The organism is Hymenobacter sp. 5516J-16, assembly GCF_022919335.1.
Taxonomy (GTDB): domain Bacteria; phylum Bacteroidota; class Bacteroidia; order Cytophagales; family Hymenobacteraceae; genus Hymenobacter; species Hymenobacter sublimis.
This window is the reverse complement of record NZ_CP095058.1, coordinates 529,423-546,141: the sequence shown is the minus strand read 5'-3', so window position 1 is coordinate 546,141 and position 16,719 is coordinate 529,423. Positions and strand designations below refer to the sequence as shown.

Below are 16,719 nucleotides of genomic sequence, written 5' to 3'. Positions count from 1 at the left end.
CAGCCGAAGCATCTCGCGTGTTGACATTGTGGTAGTGATTCAACATCAGCAGGCGAGATTCCTCGCAGGCTCGGAATGACGTTCTTTAGTGGGGTGCAATTCCAGTCGCTCCCGCCACTGCAGTCCTTCGGGTAGTTCAGCGGTGCTGAATTCCAGATGAATCACACGGCGCGGGTGGGGGCTAGTGCTGCGGTTCGAGGCGTGAAGCGTCAGGGGCTGCATCAGCATCAGGCCACCGGCTGGTACGGGGCAGGTAACGGCCTGGGGCGTGTAGGTTGGGTGCTGTTCATTGGGGATGATGCCGTGCCGGTGGGAGCCGGGTACTACCCGCAAGGCGCCATTGGTTTCGTCGCAGTCGTCGAGGTGGAGGCGTAGGGTGATAATGCTTTCCAAAATCTCGCGGGGCGGCAGTACCGTTACCTCGCCGCTTTTACTGCTCCAAGGGCCGTAGCCTGGCAAATCCAACCGACAGTCCACGCTAATCATCACGTCCTGGTGCCAAGCCACCAGCCAGTTAGAGCCGGCGGGCTTGTCGAAGTAGATAGCCTTGGTCAGATGCGGAGTGGCACCGGGGAACAGCGCCGCCAGCACTTCCCGCAGCCGGGGCGTCAGGAGTTGCTCCCGTAGCTGCGGAATCTCGCCCAGCAGGTTGCGAATGGCAAACACGTCCTGGCTACGCCGGAAGTTGGATGAAGTGGCTTCTGCTGCCTCGATGGTTTCGAGCAGAGCTGCTACCTCTACCGGGGAGTAGATGTCGGGTAAGGTTGCGTAGCCTTTTTTCCGTAAGTGTTGAACTGCCCCTGGCATAACGTCATGCAGAGCGCAGCGAAGCATCTCGCGTGGCGTCGTTGCAGGCGTCAGCACGCGAGATGCTTCGCTGCGCTCTGCATGACCGTTCTCGTTTATCTTCTTCACTGGTGCAGTATTTCTCATCTCCCGAAAATGCTGACCGAGCTGGTTTGGCCCGGCCGGATGGTGAAGTTGCGGACATCGGTGAACTTGCTGCCGGTGGCGGTTTTGGTGCGAAACACCAAGCGGTACGCTCCCGGCTGCATCGGGAGGTTAATCTTGCTGCTACCCCCGTCGGGCAGGTTGTACACCCAGGTCTGCGACTCGTCGTTGTTCAGCCGGTAGATGCTGCCGTAGCCCTTCAGGTCCGAAACGATGTTGAGGATGCCAGGCGCCTCGTAGGTCACGGCCGTTTCCTGGCCCTGCTTCACCGTGATGCGCCGAATCTGCCGGGGTAGGGTCAGTAGCTCCACCTCGTAGGTACCGGCCAGCAGCTTTTGCCGGCTCCCGAAAGGTAAGGCTACTACCGTGGCTGGGTTGCCTTGGGCCCGTACCACGGCCTGCACCGTGCCATAGGGGTTGGGCGAGAGGCTCGGGTTCTGGAGCCAGAGCGTGCCCTGGGGCGTTTTGTAGGTCAGCACATTGGCCCGGCCAGGACGGATGGGCAGGTTCTGCTGGCGCACCGGCGGCACCGTGTTAATGACCAAATCGTAGCTCTGCAGGGCGTCGATGTCGAGCACATCGGGCTTGCCCTGGACGTCGCGGAAGTGCACGTAGTTGTACTCCGGCTGCTCCGTGACGTTGTTCAGGAACGTCATGTTCACATTCGACTCTACTGGCCGGCCGCCCTCATCCGTCAGGTTGATGGCTACGGTGGTCTTGGCCAGAGTTTGGGCTATTACGTCGCCTAGGATAGAGCGAAAGGTCTTCACATCGGCCGCGTTGTAGTACTGCCCCAGGCATTCCAGTTGCTTCCCAAACTCCCGCTCGGCCCCAATGCCAATCACGAACGGCTTCAGAAACACATGCTTGCGCTGCAGGGCTACAGCCGTGGCGCACGGGTCGCCCTTACAGGATTCTAGGCCGTCGGTAATCAGAATCAATACGTTACGCGCCGTACGGTCAACTGGAAAGTCCTGGGCCGACTGCAAAAGCGAGTACGTAATGGGCGTGTTGCCTTTGGGCTCAATGGTTTTCAGCCGCGCTTTAATGGCCCCCGCGTTTTTGGGCGCGAAGGCCACCTCTAGCTTCGAGTCCTCGCAGTTGTTTTCCTTGTTCTCGTGCTGATGCCCGTAGGCGCGCAAGGCTAGCTCCAGGTTGGGGTAGGCATTGAGCGAGTCCACCATCTTCGAGAGCAGGTTCTTGGCCACGTCCCAGCGCTGCTGCCCTTCCCAGGGCGCCCGCATCGAACCCGATGCGTCGAGCACGAACAGGATACGGGTAGTCCGGGGCTGAGTAGGGGCTACGTTTTGGGCACGGCTATGCCAGGGAGCCAGCAGGCTCATTAGCAAGCACGCAACCAAAACCGAGTAGCGCATTTCAGGCGAGGAGTAAAAGAACGGCCATGCTGAGCGGAGCCGGAGGCGCAGTCGAAGCATCTCTACCGCTTCGTTGGATGATTGGAGTTAGCCAGAGGTAGAGATGCTTCGACTCCACGGCCGCCAGATCAAGCAGGACAGACGCGTAAGATATTAGTAGTCGCCAGCCTTTTCCACTGCTAACTGCTGCAGGGCCTTCTCGAGTTGCTCGTCGTTCGGGGCCACGCCGTGCCACTTGTGTGAGCCCATCATGAAGTCGACCCCGTAGCCCATCTGCGTGTCCATCAGCACCATAATGGGCTGGCCCTGGCCACTGAGCTGCACAGCTTCTTCGATGGTGGGTAGCAGTTTTTCGAGGTCGTTGCCGTCAGTTTCGAGCACGCGCCAGTTGAAGGCTTCGAACTTGGCGCGCAGGTCGCCGAGGCCGCCGATTTTGTCGGTGGGGCCGTCAATCTGCTGACCGTTGCGGTCCACGAAGGCAATTAGGTTGTCGACTTTGTGGTGGGGGGCGTACATGGCCGCTTCCCAAATCTGGCCTTCTTCCAGTTCCCCGTCGCCCATGAGCACAAATACCTTCCGGTCGTCGTTGTTGAGTTTTTTAGCTTGGGCGGCCCCAATGGCTACGCTCAGACCCTGGCCCAGGGAGCCGGAAGCCACGCGTACGCCGGGCAGGTGCTCGTGGGTAGCAGGGTGGCCCTGCAACCGGGAGTTCAGCTTACGGAAGGTAGCCAGTTCGCCCACGGGGAAGTAGCCCGAGCGGGCCAGCACCGAGTAGAATACCGGCGAAATATGACCGTTGGAAAGGAAAAACAGGTCCTGCCCAACGCCGTTCATGTCGAAGGGCTCGGGCGTGTGCTTCATCACTTTGAAGTAAAGCGCCACCAGCAGATCGGTGCAGCCCAGTGAGCCGCCGGGGTGACCGGAGTTCACGGCGTGCACCATGCGCACGATGTCGCGCCGCACTTGCGAGGCAATTTGCTTGAGCTCGGCTACGGAAGTGGTAGCATCGGGAGCGTGGGTTTCGGAAGATGCGGCAAATGAAGTGTCCTGAGCCATGAGTTCAGTTAGGAGTTAATGGGAAAGCAAAGGTAGGAAGTTGGGCGAAGGGGAGAGGTGGTATGCCGTGGGCTTTGTTCGGGCGGGGCACCCCACCTCACGGCCCCTCTTCGGCGGAGAGGCAGGAGCCTGACGATTGACGGCAGCCAACCGGAGAGGTGGTTCACAGGAAAAACCAGTAGAGGAATTATTACCGCTGTAGCCCACAAAAAAGCCCCGCCGAAACAGGCGAGGCTTCCACGTTTGTTACAGCAGCTGGGCCGCGTGGTTCTTGGTATCGACTTTGGTAATGACTTTTTCAATGCGGCCCTGCTCGTCAATCAGGAAGGTGTAGCGCATGGTGCCCATGTACTTGCGGCCGTACATCGATTTTTCCTGCCACACCCCATACGCTTCCGCTAGCTTCTTGTCGGCATCTACCAACAGCGGGAACGGTAGCTCGTACTTGGCGGCGAACTTCTGGTGCGACTTTTCCGAATCGATGCTCACGCCCAGCACCTGAATGCCGGCCCCGAGCAGGCTCTGATAGTTGTCGCGCAGGTTGCAGGCCTGGGCCGTGCAGCCCGAAGTGTCGTCCTTGGGGTAGAAGTAGAGAGCCACTTTGCGGCCCGCGTAGTCCTGGAGGCGGTGGATGGTGCCGTTTTGGTCGGGCGCTTCAAAGGCCGGAGCCTGTTCGCCCACTTGAGGTAGTGCCATGGCGCGAAGGTAAGAGGAGTGACGAAATAGTGAGTTGTGACATGGTGAGTTTGCCATTCTGTAGGCGCAACTGGTGCGGTTTGAACAGAAAACTCACCATGTCACCAACTCACTACTCACCTACCGGCTGGGGCGTGAACAGGAGGTTTTCGACGGGGAAGCCTAGGTCCCGGGCGTGGGCTACCAGCCGGTCGCGGATGCTGCGCTCCAGGTGGGGGGTGCGGCTTAGTAGCCACAGGCTCTTGCGGGCAGGCTCGCCTACCAGGGCGTAGCGGTAATCGGAAAGGTCCAGGTCCAGAATCCAGTAGTCGCCCTCGAAGGGCCAGAAGAACTGCACTTTCAGCTTGCTGTTGGTGCTGTCCACGGCGCGGGCCGTGGCGGTGGCCGTTTCTACGGGGCCGTTGAGACCTTCCTTATGACAGGTGTTGAGCACGCGCACTTTGCCACCGGGTTGCAGCTTATACTCGGCCGTAACGTGCTGGCAACCTTTCTCGAAGCGGGTGGGCAGGCGGGCCACCTCGTACCACAGGCCCATGTACTTGTGCAGGTCTACGTGCGGCACGGTGGGTAGGGGGGCGTGCAGTTTGCGGCGGGCGTAGGTGTACGCGGCCACGCCGGTTGTAACCACGGCGGCCGCGGCGGCAAACAACACCGGACGACGGCGTTTGAGCAGGTTAGCCATAATAAGAAATAGGTAGGAAGATGCCTCCAGTACGGGCCAGCTGGCACGGGGGATGCCCGCGCGGCCCGGTCCCGGGATGTTGGGGCCGGATATTACCTCTAAAATAGGAAATAGGACCCTGGGCCAGATGGTTATGGACAGGCGAAACCCGGGGCAGAGTCGACAGTAGCAGCCAGTTTGTGCGCCCGACCGTATAGTTGGTAGCTATTCTTCCTTTCCGCTTATGCTGCACCTGGAACAACTCTCGCTCAATATTCCGGACACGACCAAGCCCCGCGTGGTGGTAATTGGTGGTGGTTTTGGGGCCGTAAACCTGACCAAGTACCTGCCCGACGACCAGTTTCAGGTAGTAATGCTCAGCAAGCAGCATTACTACGGCTTCTGGCCCCTGCTTTACCAAGTGGCTACCGCCGGCCTGGAACCCGAATCCATTGCCGAGCCCATTCGCAAGCTCTTCGACGACCGGAACGATTTTCACTTCCGCTTCGTGCGGGTCACGGCCATCAACCCCGCCGCCAAAACCGTTACTACCCTTATCGGTGACGTGCGGTACGACTACCTGGTTATTGCTACCGGCACCAAGTCGAACTACTTTGGCAACGAGCAAATCAAGCACAACTCCTTCGGTCTTAAAAACCTGACCGACGCCGTGAACCTGCGCAGCCAGCTGCTGCAAAGCTTCGAGCAGGCCAATATTACCAAGGACCCGGCTCAGCGCCAGAGCCTGCTCAACATTGTTATTGCCGGGGCCGGGCCCACGGGCGTGGAGCTGGCCGGCTCCCTGGCCGAAATGCGGCGTCATGTGCTGCCCCGCGACTATCCTGGCCTCGACTTCCGGCTGATGAACATCTACCTCGTTGATGGCCTCGACCGGGTGTTGCCGCCTCTCTCCCCCGAATCAAGCAAAAACACGCATAAGTACTTAGAAGAACTGGGCGTCAGCATCAAGCTCAACAAGCTGGTGTCATCGTACGACGGCGAAACCGTGACGTTCAAGGATGGGGAACAAATTCAGACCCACACCTTGGTGTGGGCCGCCGGGGTAGCTGGCGCCACCGTGGAGGGGCTGCCTCCGGAATCCTTGGAGCGAGGCCGTTACCTGGTCAACCACTTTAATCAAGTGCTGGGCTTCGAGGATATTTTCGCCATCGGCGACATTGCCCTGATGAAGTCGGAAAAGTGGCCGAAGGGTCACCCCCAGGTGGCTCAGCCGGCCTTGCAGCAAGGCCGGCTGCTGGGCAAAAACCTGACGCGCCAGCTTCGCAACCAAGCCTGGGAGGCGTTTGAGTACTTCGACAAAGGCTCCCTGGCCATTGTGGGTCGCGCCCGCGCCGTGGCCGATTTACCGGGCAACAGGAGTTTGAAAGGCTTTATTGCCTGGGTAGCCTGGCTGTTCGTGCACATTTACTACCTCATCGGCTTCCGTAGCAAGCTGATTGTCATGACCAACTGGCTCTACCGTCTCTTTACCTACCAGCGCGGCACCCGCATCATCATCCAGCCCTACGTGCAGCCCGGCGACAAAGTGGGCGAAGAATTCGTCCGCCAACAAACCGTCGATTAACTGTCATCCCTCACACCTGCGTTTCTCACCCCTGTCATTCCGAACGAAGGGAGAAACCTGAGTTAGCCTCACTATCGAAACCCAGATTCCTCGCTCCCGCTCGGAATGACAAAGAACAGGTTAACGTTTATTTAGGAACTGTCATCCGGAGCCCCGCGAAGGACATTATCACGCTTGTACGAGTCGTAGCAACTGACAATCGTGTTACTGTAATGAGGTCCTTTGCTGGGCTCCGGATGACAGAAGCGGGTTTTAATCGAGCAAAACAAAGGGCGGCTTTCCTGCTAAGGAAAGCCGCCCTTTTAAGTGGCTGACAAGCCAGTTTATAGCGTTACGTGAATGGCTTTTTCGTTGCCAGCCTGGTCGGTGAGGTAGAGGGTAGCCGGACCGCGCAGGGCAGGACCCAGCTTATCGTCGCGCTCCGTGAAGAGGGTGGAGTTCTTGTGCTCAAAACGCAGCAGATGAAACTGCCCGTTGACTTCCAGCTTGTAGCTAGCCAGGCCCGAGAGGTCGTCGCCAACCTTGAACACTACCCCTGCCGCACCTCGGCTAATCAGGCGGCCGGAAGGCGGAATGGTATCCGTAAATAGTCGGAACTGCCCGAAGGTTTTGATGGGAGCCGTGATGGTGTTGCCCTGCCACTTGCCGCCCACGTAGGCCTTGCCGCCCTTGGCCGTAACGGCGTAAATAGCGGTGCGACGCGGGTCCGCTACGGGTGTTTCGGGCTTCAGGGTGAGGGCCAGGGTTTCGAACAGGGGAGTGCGGGGTTGTTGCACCGTCCAGAGGCCCGCCTTATAGCTGGTTTGCACATACAGCGTGTCGAACAGCGTGTGGGGGCTAAAGCCCAGGCTGAGGTTGGCCGTGGAGAAGCCATATTCCTGCCCCGCCGGAATCTGCGCCTGGCGCTCAAACCGCTTCGTGATGCGGCCAAACTGCAAGGAATCGGGGCGGCCGGCGCGCAGGTCGTAGAGGTACACGTTCTGGCTCTGCTCGGTGTAGCTGGGTTTGAGGGTGAGGCGGCGGTTGCCCCTGAACAGAGTCAGGTTGCCGCCCACGGCGGCCGTGTCGGGGTCGGCCGCAACGGCCACCAGCAGGTTGCGGCTAACATCGTAGCGCAGGCCCGGCGTTTTCACGGCCGCCGAGCGGGTTTTGCGGTAGGCTGGCTCCGTGCCGCGCAGCACAAAGCGCAGGGGCGTGCTGTTGCCGTACGAATCACTCATCCGGATTTCCACGCTGTAGAGCTTGCCGGCTTCTACCCGCAGCTTGCCCTTGCTGGGCCCGGTTTTGTAGATGCTCAGCTCGTTGCCATCATCCACAAATAGCTTTTCCAGCTGCCGGCCCTGGGTAGAGCGCCACTCGTAGTCCATGTGCTGATTAACCTGCCGGGAGCCGAGTGGAAACGGAATATTATCGACGACGTGACTGTACAGGGGCTGGCCGTTCACCTGCACTTCTACCTTCTGAAACCCATTCTTATTCCAGGCCTGGTCGAATCGGTCGAAGCCCTGCACCAGTAGGCCTACCGTGCCGTAAGCGGGAATTGTATCGGCCCACACGTAGCCCCCCCGCCCGGCAACGGCGGGGCCTTGGGCACGAAGACGGCTTTACCAAAGCGGCCCTGCACGCGCGCATCAATGCCTAACGCCTCTACCGCAAAAGCTTGCAGGCTAGGAGCTACGTGGTCCTGGATTTCCTGGAAGCCGCCCCATTGCAGCGGGTTCAGCTGCCCGCCTTCGGCCGTGCGCACCTCCCAGTGCAGGTGGGGGCCCGCTGAGCCGCCCGTATTGCCCGACAGCGCCACTACCTCGCCGCGCTTCACCGGAAACTGCTCGGGCTTAAAGAACAGCTCCAGCTCGTAGGTTTGCTTCTGGTACTGCTGGCGGCGCATTTCTTCGGCCACGGGCCCCTTAAAGTGGTTAAGGTGGCCGTACACCGTCGTCAGGCCGTTGGGGTGGGTGATGTAGAGCACGTTGCCGTAGCCGAAGCTGCTCTGCTTCATGCGCGAGATGTAGCCCTCGGCCGCGGCGTATACCGGCAAGTCAACCCGGCCATCGGTCTTGATATCGAGGCCGCCGTGGAAGTGGTTGGGCCGCAACTCGCCCATGCTGGCAGCCAGGAAATTCTGTTGGCCCGGCTTGATGGGGAAAAGGAAGTAGCCGGGAGCAACCGGAGGCACGGCAGCGGGGGTAGCAGACGGCTGGGCAACCTGGGGTTTCTCCGTTGAGTCGGGCTCCTGGCCCCCACAAGAAGCGGGCTGCAGCCCTAGCAGCAGAAAAGGAAGGGCCACGCTCAGCAGGCGGCGCGACCGGTTAGTCAACAAAACAGGCATTCAACAGAAAAGGAATTCAGCAACGGAAAAGGGGTGGCCGCCCTCGGCGACCGGGCACGTGCTAGCCATTATCGTGCCTTCCCCGGACGGACAGCCACCGAATAGGGTTACACAAGTACGGGCTATTGAGACGCGACAGGTAACTACATCACCCTTCGATTCGCACCTCGGTAGTACAGCAATTGGGAGCTTAACAGCCCACTGCTGGCCCTGCCGAGCAGCGCGAAGAATTTGGCTTACCTGCTTTGCCGAAAACCAGATTCCCCACGTTGCTCGGCAGGCCACGCCACACAACCTCAGCGCCAACGAGATGCAAACTGACGATTAGCCTAGCCATCCGGGGCGCCTCTCGAGTTCGGCAAGGCAAACGCGGTAAACCTTACTTTACAGCCAGGTCCAGCAGCTTCTCGCCGGCCAGGTAGCCGGTCAGCTGGTCCCCAATTTTTACCGGACCCACGCCGCTGGGCGTGCCCGTAAAAATAAGGTCGCCCATTTTCAAGGTGATGAACTGGGAGATGTAGCTGATGATTTTATTGAAATCGTGGAGCATGAGGCTGGAGTTGCCCTGCTGGCGCACCTCGCCATTTACTTCCAGCCGGAAATCAATGTTCTTGAGGTCTGGGAAATCAGCTACGGGTTTGAATTCCTGCGAGATAGGGGCCGAGCCGTCGAAGCCCTTGGCCAGTTCCCAGGGTAGGCCCTTGCTTTTGAGTTTGCTTTGCAGGTCGCGGGCCGTGAAGTCGATGCCCAGCCCAATGGCATCGAAGTAGGTAGGAGCAAATTTCTCCTCGATGTTTTTGCCGTTTTTGCACACGCGCAGCACCAGCTCAATCTCGTAGTGGATGTCCTGGGAAAAATCGGGCATGAAAAACGGCTGGTTGCGCTGGAGCAGGGCCGTATCGGGCTTGGCGAAGATGACGGGCGCGTCGGGTGTTTCGTTCTGAAGCTCAGCGATATGTTCCGCGTAGTTACGGCCGATGCAGAGGATTTTCATGGGGTAGAAAGGCTTGCGTAGTAGGTAGGGGTAGGGGCCGGAAGGAAACTGAGCGGGCAGAAAAGCGTGCTGTGGCGCAGCAAAGCAGCCTGGCTAACCCGGGTTCATTCAGGGCAAAGTCCTCAAAAGTAGCCTTAATTCGCGGCGCCGAAAAAGCAAAATTCGTCCCTGCGCTCCGGCTGTCGGTGGTGCTGCAAACATTTTGACCGCCGCCTCACGTATAGCATTCCATCTACTGCCTGCTACCCCCGCCCAAAACCCAAGCGGAGCGGTAGCCCCGCTCTTGTCTCTGTCTTCAGCACCTTTACCACATGAAACTCCCTCAAATTGCTTTGGCTAGCTGCCTGTTTCTGGCTAGTGCCTGCGCCACCGTACCCATCACCGGCCGCCGGCAGCTCAGCCTCGTTTCCGACACCGAAATGAATACCATGGCCGCCACGGAATACCAGAAGGTATTGGCTTCCAGCCAGGTAGTAAACAGCGGCAACGAGGCGGCCATGGTGAAGCGAGTGGGCCAGCGCATTCAGCAGGCCGTGGAAATGTACTTCCGCCAGCAGAATGCCCAGGCCCAACTGGAAGGCTACGCCTGGGAGTTTAACTTGCTGAATGATAAGCAGGAAAACGCCTGGTGCATGCCCGGGGCAAGGTGGCAGTGTACACCGGTATTCTGCCCATTACTCAGGATGAAACCGGCCTGGCCGTGGTAATGGGCCATGAAATTGCCCACGCCGTAGCCCGCCATAGCTCCGAGCGAATGAGCCAGCAGATGGCCGCCCAGGGGCTGGGTGGGGTCTTGTCAGCGGCTGTAGGCCAGAGTCCCACGGTTACCCAGAATGTGTTCCTGCAGGCCGTGGGCGTAGGCTCCTCGCTGGGCATGCTCAAGCATGGGCGCAGCCAGGAGTCGGAAGCTGACCACTTGGGGCTTATCTTTATGGCCATGGCTGGTTACAACCCCGACGGTGCCGTGGCGTTCTGGCAGCGCATGGACGCCCGGGAAAACAGCGCTTCCCCACCCGAATTCCTTTCCACTCACCCCTCAAACGGCACGCGCATCGCGGACATCCAGAAGCAGCTGCCCGAGGCTCGCACGTACTATAAAGGCCGTTAAGCACGGCCCGTTTATCTAGCTCGAATGAATCGTTTTCTGCGTTTATTATTTTCCGGCTTGGCGGGAGGAGCACTGCTGGTAGGCGGGCTGAGCGCCTGCGAAACCACCAAGCGGGGCTTTCCCGAAGTAAGCTCGCCCTCCACCGACCCCGATGCCGTGAACCGTCGGAAGCTGGAAGCCAGCAGCAAGCAGGTGGCGGAAGTAGCGGAAGGAAAAATCCGTTACATCGTGCCTCGGGAGCAGCTTTCTGCGGCCTTCACCCGGCAGTTCGGCGACGGCACGGCCATCGACAAAACGGTTATTCGCAAAGTGCAGGAAACGGCCAAGGACAAGGCTGTCTACTACCTGGTAGGCATGGGCTTGCGCAACGGCATGTTTCGGGCCATGGCCCTGCCCCTGCAAACTTCTTCTGATAACAGCCTGTACCTAAGCTCCAATGCGGCCCGCTACATCATCACGGGGGTAGGCTGCACGTTTTGCTTTTTCAACTTCGAGAAAAACGAAATTGTGGGCACCACCTGCGAGGAAAACACCGGCGGCAGCCGCTGCGACCTGCGCGTGGAAGAAACCAACGGCTTTTTTCAGCGTCGTTAGCCATGCTCAGTCGGAAATGGATTCTGCGCCTCTCCCTTACGGCCCTGGCCCTGCTGGTTACTACCGACCGGCGCAAACCGAAACCCGCGCCCCAGCACCCCGCCCGACGACCAGGACAAGCAAGCTGAATAAGAGAAAAGCCCGCCAACTGGCGGGCTTTTTCGTGCGTGAGCCGTAGTGCTACTTATCAAATCATACCTTCCTGTACCGTTTCCACGAAGCGGGCAATGCGGTTAACCAGTAAGTCGGGGTTTACCTTTTCCAGGGCGTGGGGCGTGTTCATGATGATTTCGAAGGTAGCGCGAGGCATGTGGTCGGCGAAGTGGCGGGAGGCATCTACGCCGGCCGTTTTGTCCAACTCCCCCACCAGTACCTGCACCGGCACCTCCAACTCAGAGAGCTTGGCGGGGTCAGCAGAGGTGCTTCCCCGAGGTTACGCAGCATGGCGCTGGTGGCGGTTAGTAACTCGGGCAGGGGGTAGGGGCGTGCAGGCGCGTAAGCTGCTCCACAACTTGCGGTGCCTTTTCGCGCATGGCCTCGGCATCGAGCCGGCGCATTTCCCCAGGGCCGTGGCCGGCGACCAGTCGAACTTGGTGCCCAGGGTAGTGATGCTCCGAAACAGTTCGGGCGCGGTTACGGCGGCGCTCAGGGCCGCGTAGCCACCCATGCTGTAGCCAAATACGTGTACCGGCGGCAAGCTTTGGCGCTGGATAAATTCTGTTACTTCCTGGGCAAAGCACTTCATCGTGAAGTCGGCCGCCGCCAGGGGGCGGCCGGCGTGCCCGGTAAAGGAAAAGGAGTGCACCGCGTAGAAAGGCGGCAGCTCCCGGGTTAAGAATTTCAGCTGCGCTTCTGAAGCCAAGGCCCCATGCAGAAGCAAAATAGTGTGTTGCATGTCTTGATTTCGACAGCGGTAACGGGTGCCTGGTCCGCCCCACAAGGGAGATGAGCGGGCACCCGTTGCCTGGTGCTACTTTGTCACTTCGGTGGCCAGTTGGGTCAGGTCTAGCCCGTCAAACGTGCCCGAGGTCATCATCAACAGGTTTGCGTTCTGCCAGTTCTGGGCGTGCAAGAACTCGGCTAGCTGTCGGCTGTCGGTAAACACGTGCAGGTCGGGGCGCTGAAAGGCTTGCTGCACGGCTTCGGGGGGAGGGGCGGCAGGCGCTTGTGCTCCAGCACGTGGGGGTTAAAATACACCACGGCCACGTCGGGCGTGTCGAAGGTGTGGGCGTACTGGGGCAGGAAGGCCGGGTTAAGCGAACTAAACGTGTGCAGCTCCAGGCAGGCCACCAGCTTGCGCTTCGGGTACTGTTTCTTGAAGGCCGTGGCCGTGGCTTTCAGTTTGCTGGGCGCGTGGGCGAAGTCCTTGTACACCACCGAGTCCTCGCCTTCGCGCACGAGTTCCAGGCGGCGGGCCGCGCCCTTGAAGGAGCCCAGAGCCTCGTAGAAGTCCTTGCCCTTGATGCCCAGTTGCTTGCACACTTCCTTGGCGGCCGAAATGTTGCGCAGGTTGTGCTCCCCGAACACCTTCACGGGCACCTCATCGTCCTTTTTTGTGATGAGGAAGGTCTTGCCCTCGCGGATCACGTGCTCATGCGGGCCGTAGCCGATGTAGGTAACATCGGGGTTGCTGGGCACGGTCACGAGCTGGACCTGCTCGTCGTCTTGGTCGTAGATGAGTATGCCCGCTTTGGGCGTCATCTCGGCGAAAATCTTGAACTGCTCGCGGTAAATTTCCTCGGTCGGAAACACGTTGATATGGTCCCAGCTGATGCCGGAAATCACGCCAATGTGGTGCTGATACAGGTGGAATTTAGGCCGCCGGTCGATGGGGAGGAAAGGTACTCGTCGCCCTCAATGATGATAATGGGTGCGTCGTCGGTGAGCTGCACCATCAGCTCAAAACCCTCCAACTGAGCGCCTACGGCGTAGTCGAACTGCCGCTGGTGGTAGCGCAACACGTGCAGAATCAGGGAGGTAATGCTGGTTTTGCCGTGGGAGCCCCCAATCACAACCCGCTGCTTGTTGCGGGAAGCTTCATAAATAAACTCTGGGAATGAGTACACCCGGAGCCCCAGTTCCTGGGCCCGCAGCAGCTCCGGGTTATCCGGGCGGGCGTGCATGCCCACAATCACGGCGTCGAGGTCTTGGGTTATCTTTTCCGGAAACCACCCTTCCGTCACCGGTAGCAGTCCAGCCGTGGCCAGGCGACTTTTAGCAGGCTCAAAAATTTCATCGTCGGAGCCCGTTACCTGGGCCCCGCGCTGGTGCAAGGCCAGGGCCAGATTATGCATAATACTGCCCCCGACGGCAATCAGGTGCAGACGTTGGAGCGAAGAAGGAGTAGCAGTCATTCAATATATAGGTAAGCAGGCGGCAAAGGTAAGGTTTCGGGTGAAGTGATGGGTGACGGGGTGAATCGTGACAAGTGACAGGTATAGTAGGTAAACTGCTTTTGTCACCACACCCTATCTCCTACCCCTGGTCATCTGTCGCCTGCCACCACACAACAAAAAGAAACCTTTCCCACCCCTTCCAGATTGTAGGACTCAGCCGTTAGCTTTGTACCCCTTTGCAAAAATGGGCGGTGAGTGGGAGGAAATATCCCGGTGCTCAGCTACAAACCGCCCAACCTGCTTACCTTGTAGTGCTTACCTAGTGATGAACGACCGGATGGATGACCGCCTGAAACTATCGGCCTCGCGGGCCAAAGCCGCCTGGAGCAGCCGCCCCGCCGCGGTACCCATGGGAGGGCCGGCCGGCAAGCTGCCGCCCAGGCCCTGGAGCTGGAAGCCGCCGTACTTGGGGCCCTGATGTTGGAGAAGGATGCCCTCACCACCGTAATTGATATTCTCAAGCCCCAGAGCTTCTACAAAGATGGGCATCAGCGCATCTTCAAGGGCATTCTGAACCTGTTCGACAAATCGGAACCCATTGATATTCTGACTGTCACGCACGAGCTGCGGGAAATGGGGGAGCTGGAAGCGGCCGGGGGGCGCACTACGTGGCCAACCTAACGTTCAAGGTCAACTCGGCGGCCAACATTGAGTACCACGCCCGCATCATCACCGAAAACGCCATTAAGCGCGAGCTAATTCGCATTGCCAGCGACATTCAGCGCGACGCCTTCGAGGACACGACCGACGTTTTCAACCTGCTCGACAGCACCGAACAGTCCTTGTTTGAAGTGTCCGAATCGAACATTCGGAAGAACTTCGACGACATGCGCAGCCTGATGGGCAAGGCCATTAAGGAGCTGGAGGAGAAGAAGGACCAAAAGGATGGCCTGACCGGCGTGCCCTCGGGCTTCTCGGCTCTGGACCGGGTAACCAGCGGCTGGCAACCCTCTGACTTAGTGATTATTGCGGCGCGGCCTGGCATGGGCAAGTGCCTCGGCAAAGGCACCAAGGTGCTGATGTTTGATGGCACGCTGCGCAATGTGGAAGACGTGCGGGCTGGCGAGTTGCTGATGGGCGACGATTCGACTCCGCGCCGGGTGCTGAGCATTGCCCGCGGCCGGGAGCAGATGTACTGGGTGCGCCAGAACAAAGGCGAAAACTACCGCGTCAACGAAAGCCATATTCTGTCCCTGAAGCGGAGCCGCACCGAAGGACCGCACCGCCACGGCGACGTGCTCAACATCACGGTAAAAGAGTGGCTGACAAAATCCGAGAAGTTTCGCTCTAATTATAAAGGCTATAAAGTAGCCGTGGAGTTTGCCGCCCAGCCCGTGCCGGTTGACCCGTATTTCCTAGGGCTATGGCTCGGCGACGGCTCCTCACACAACTGCCGCATTACGGGTCAGGATGCGGAAATCATTGAGTACCTGCATGAGTACGCCGCCGAGCTGGACATGCAAGTGACAGTAGGGGTAGTAGAAAACCGTTGCAACAGCTACGGCATCACCCGCGGCCGGCAGGGAGGTAGTCTGGCGCAGTATTCCTTGCAAGACGAGTTGCGTCAGCTGGGTGTTCTCGGCGACAAGCACATTCCACAAGCCTACCTCAGCAACAGCACCGAAAGCCGCCTGCGCCTGCTGGCCGGCCTGATTGATTCCGATGGGCACCTGGACCCAGTGTCCAACGGCTACGAAATCACACAAAAAAACCACCGACTGGCCCGCCAAATTAAGTTTTTAGCTGATTCGCTGGGCTTCCGTACGTCGCTAAAAAAGAAGCGGGCCGCTATCAGTGCCCGTGGCTACGAGAGTGAAGTGTACCGCGTGCGCATCTACGGCGACATCAACCGGGTGCCGGTGCGGGTGGCGCGCAAGCAGGCCCAGCCGTGGGCCAGCAAGGTTGATTGGCGCATGACCGGCATTTCGGTGGAGGCGGACGGGGAGGATGATTACTACGGGTTTAGCATTGACGGTAACCGCCTGTTCCTGCTTCAAGACATGACCGTGACCCACAATACGGCCTTCGTGGTGTCAGCCATGCGCAATGCGGCGGTGGAGTTCAAGAAGCCAGTGGCTATCTTCTCGCTGGAAATGTCCTCGTTGCAGCTCGTGAACCGTTTGATTTCGGCGGAAGCGGAACTGGACTCGGAAAAGATTAAGAAGGGCAACCTGGCCGACTACGAGTGGGCCCAGCTGAACCACAAGATTTCGGCCCTATCCTCGGCCCCGATTTACATTGACGATACGCCGGGCCTGAGCATCCGGGAGCTGCGCACCAAGTGCCGCCGCCTCAAGGCCCACCACGACATCCAGATGATCATCATCGACTACCTGCAGCTGATGACGGGTAACACGGATGGCAAGGGTGGGGGCAACCGCGAACAGGAAATTGCCTCGATTTCGCGGGCGCTCAAGGGCATTGCCAAGGAACTGAACGTGCCGGTGTTGGCCCTTTCCCAGCTTTCCCGCTCCGTGGAAACCCGCGGCGGCGACAAGAAGCCCCAGCTTAGTGACCTGCGTGAATCAGGTTCTATTGAGCAGGACGCCGACATGGTAATCTTCCTATACCGACCTGAGTACTATAAGATTACGGAGGATGAAATGGGCAACCCTACCCAGGGCACTGGTGAGGTAATCATTGCCAAGCACCGAAACGGCTCCTTGGAAACCGTGCAGCTGAAGTTCATTGGCCGCTTCACCAAGTTTGCTGACCTGGACGGGGCCGGCGGCTTTGGCGATGCGGGCTTTAACCCCGGGGCCTTCCCCAGCAGCACCTTCGACGACGACCAAACCGGCTTTGCCCCGAACACCATCAGACTGGGCTCCCGCATCAACAACGATGGGCCACCGCCCGCGCAGCCCTTCCCGCGCAGCACCTTCGATGATGGGCCGCCGCCCTTTTAACTCCTCTTTCTGCAAGCGCCAGCTGGTTTCCGGCTGGCGCTTTTCGTTGGTACCCTCGGCGCAGTGC

Annotated in this window: 18 protein-coding genes and 1 pseudogene; 8 read left to right on the top strand and 11 right to left on the bottom strand. The window is 59.3% G+C overall.

Translation table 11 applies throughout. The features are described 5' to 3' along the window. Positions 1 to 45: 45 nt before the first annotated feature. The 5 genes from MUN84_RS02670 to MUN84_RS02650 form a co-directional block, all read right to left on the bottom strand. Entirely contained in the window at positions 46 to 807 is a 762-nt protein-coding gene (locus tag MUN84_RS02670; protein WP_244696534.1) for a phytanoyl-CoA dioxygenase family protein, read from the bottom strand. 122 nt (positions 808 to 929) lie between these two features. Next, positions 930 to 2,327, bottom strand: coding sequence for a vWA domain-containing protein (locus MUN84_RS02665; RefSeq protein WP_244696533.1), 1,398 nt, complete (start codon positions 2,325 to 2,327; stop codon positions 930 to 932). A gap of 153 nt (positions 2,328 to 2,480) precedes the next feature. Next, positions 2,481 to 3,383 (bottom strand): transketolase, encoded by a 903-nt coding sequence (locus MUN84_RS02660; protein ID WP_244696532.1) that lies wholly within the window; start codon positions 3,381 to 3,383, stop codon positions 2,481 to 2,483. Between the two features lie 246 nt (positions 3,384 to 3,629). Beyond that, the gene (gene bcp / locus MUN84_RS02655) at positions 3,630 to 4,079 is read right to left on the bottom strand and encodes a thioredoxin-dependent thiol peroxidase (RefSeq protein ID WP_244696531.1); all 450 of its coding nucleotides are present in this window, start codon (positions 4,077 to 4,079) and stop codon (positions 3,630 to 3,632) included. Positions 4,080 to 4,191: 112 nt separating this feature from the next. Beyond that, a complete protein-coding gene (locus tag MUN84_RS02650) occupies positions 4,192 to 4,761 on the bottom strand; it encodes a lipocalin family protein (protein ID WP_244696530.1) in 570 nt (189 codons plus the stop codon). Between the two features lie 223 nt (positions 4,762 to 4,984). Here MUN84_RS02650 and MUN84_RS02645 point away from each other — a divergent pair, with 223 nt between their 5' ends. Then, positions 4,985 to 6,325 carry an NAD(P)/FAD-dependent oxidoreductase gene (locus MUN84_RS02645; RefSeq protein WP_244696529.1) on the top strand — a complete coding sequence of 447 codons (1,341 nt, stop codon included), beginning with the start codon at positions 4,985 to 4,987 and terminating at the stop codon, positions 6,323 to 6,325. A gap of 323 nt (positions 6,326 to 6,648) precedes the next feature. Here MUN84_RS02645 and MUN84_RS02640 read toward each other — a convergent pair whose 3' ends face one another. From MUN84_RS02640 to MUN84_RS02630, 3 genes are all read right to left on the bottom strand, one after another. Further along, positions 6,649 to 7,881, bottom strand: coding sequence for a hypothetical protein (locus tag MUN84_RS02640; RefSeq protein WP_244696528.1), 1,233 nt, complete (start codon positions 7,879 to 7,881; stop codon positions 6,649 to 6,651). Then, entirely contained in the window at positions 7,845 to 8,654 is an 810-nt protein-coding gene (locus MUN84_RS02635) for a M23 family metallopeptidase (RefSeq protein WP_244696527.1), read from the bottom strand. The genes MUN84_RS02640 and MUN84_RS02635 overlap by 37 nt, the downstream gene beginning before the upstream one ends. A gap of 379 nt (positions 8,655 to 9,033) precedes the next feature. After that, on the bottom strand, positions 9,034 to 9,648 hold the full coding sequence (locus MUN84_RS02630) for a fumarylacetoacetate hydrolase family protein (protein WP_244696526.1): 615 nt from the start codon (positions 9,646 to 9,648) through the stop codon (positions 9,034 to 9,036). Positions 9,649 to 9,959: 311 nt separating this feature from the next. On the opposite strand from MUN84_RS02630, the gene MUN84_RS23490 reads away from it, so the two are divergent. From MUN84_RS23490 to MUN84_RS22725, 4 genes are read left to right on the top strand one after another with little or no spacing between them, the layout of a single operon-like run. After that, complete coding sequence (locus tag MUN84_RS23490; RefSeq protein ID WP_317239089.1) at positions 9,960 to 10,355, top strand: hypothetical protein; 396 nt, start codon at positions 9,960 to 9,962, stop codon at positions 10,353 to 10,355. Continuing rightward, positions 10,295 to 10,756, top strand: coding sequence for a M48 family metallopeptidase (locus MUN84_RS23485; protein ID WP_317239088.1), 462 nt, complete (start codon positions 10,295 to 10,297; stop codon positions 10,754 to 10,756). The genes MUN84_RS23490 and MUN84_RS23485 overlap by 61 nt, the downstream gene beginning before the upstream one ends. A gap of 24 nt (positions 10,757 to 10,780) precedes the next feature. Further along, positions 10,781 to 11,350 carry a hypothetical protein gene (locus MUN84_RS02620; RefSeq protein WP_244696524.1) on the top strand — a complete coding sequence of 190 codons (570 nt, stop codon included), beginning with the start codon at positions 10,781 to 10,783 and terminating at the stop codon, positions 11,348 to 11,350. Positions 11,351 to 11,352: 2 nt separating this feature from the next. Then, positions 11,353 to 11,478, top strand: coding sequence for a hypothetical protein (locus MUN84_RS22725; protein ID WP_262920617.1), 126 nt, complete (start codon positions 11,353 to 11,355; stop codon positions 11,476 to 11,478). 59 nt (positions 11,479 to 11,537) lie between these two features. On the opposite strand, the gene MUN84_RS02615 is transcribed toward MUN84_RS22725, so the two are convergent. The 3 genes and pseudogenes from MUN84_RS02615 to MUN84_RS02605 all read right to left on the bottom strand — a co-directional run bounded on the left by MUN84_RS02615 (position 11,538) and on the right by MUN84_RS02605 (position 13,704). Then, positions 11,538 to 11,735, bottom strand: a complete 198-nt coding sequence (locus tag MUN84_RS02615) for an alpha/beta fold hydrolase (protein WP_244696523.1) — start codon at positions 11,733 to 11,735, stop codon at positions 11,538 to 11,540. Positions 11,736 to 11,783: 48 nt separating this feature from the next. Beyond that, entirely contained in the window at positions 11,784 to 12,245 is a 462-nt protein-coding gene (locus MUN84_RS02610) for an alpha/beta fold hydrolase (protein ID WP_244696522.1), read from the bottom strand. A gap of 75 nt (positions 12,246 to 12,320) precedes the next feature. After that, a pseudogene (locus tag MUN84_RS02605) lies at positions 12,321 to 13,704 on the bottom strand (UDP-N-acetylmuramate--L-alanine ligase). 304 nt (positions 13,705 to 14,008) lie between these two features. Here MUN84_RS02605 and MUN84_RS02600 point away from each other — a divergent pair. The 3 genes from MUN84_RS02600 to dnaB are packed head-to-tail and all read left to right on the top strand — an operon-like array spanning position 14,009 to position 16,652. Then, the gene (locus MUN84_RS02600; RefSeq protein ID WP_244696521.1) at positions 14,009 to 14,164 is read left to right on the top strand and encodes a hypothetical protein; all 156 of its coding nucleotides are present in this window, start codon (positions 14,009 to 14,011) and stop codon (positions 14,162 to 14,164) included. Continuing rightward, positions 14,164 to 14,367, top strand: a complete 204-nt coding sequence (locus MUN84_RS02595; RefSeq protein ID WP_244696520.1) for a DnaB-like helicase N-terminal domain-containing protein — start codon at positions 14,164 to 14,166, stop codon at positions 14,365 to 14,367. Before MUN84_RS02600 ends, MUN84_RS02595 begins: the two co-directional genes overlap by 1 nt. Then, positions 14,355 to 16,652, top strand: a complete 2,298-nt coding sequence (gene dnaB / locus MUN84_RS02590) for a replicative DNA helicase (protein ID WP_244696519.1) — start codon at positions 14,355 to 14,357, stop codon at positions 16,650 to 16,652. The genes MUN84_RS02595 and dnaB overlap by 13 nt, the downstream gene beginning before the upstream one ends. Positions 16,653 to 16,719 lie beyond the last annotated feature (67 nt).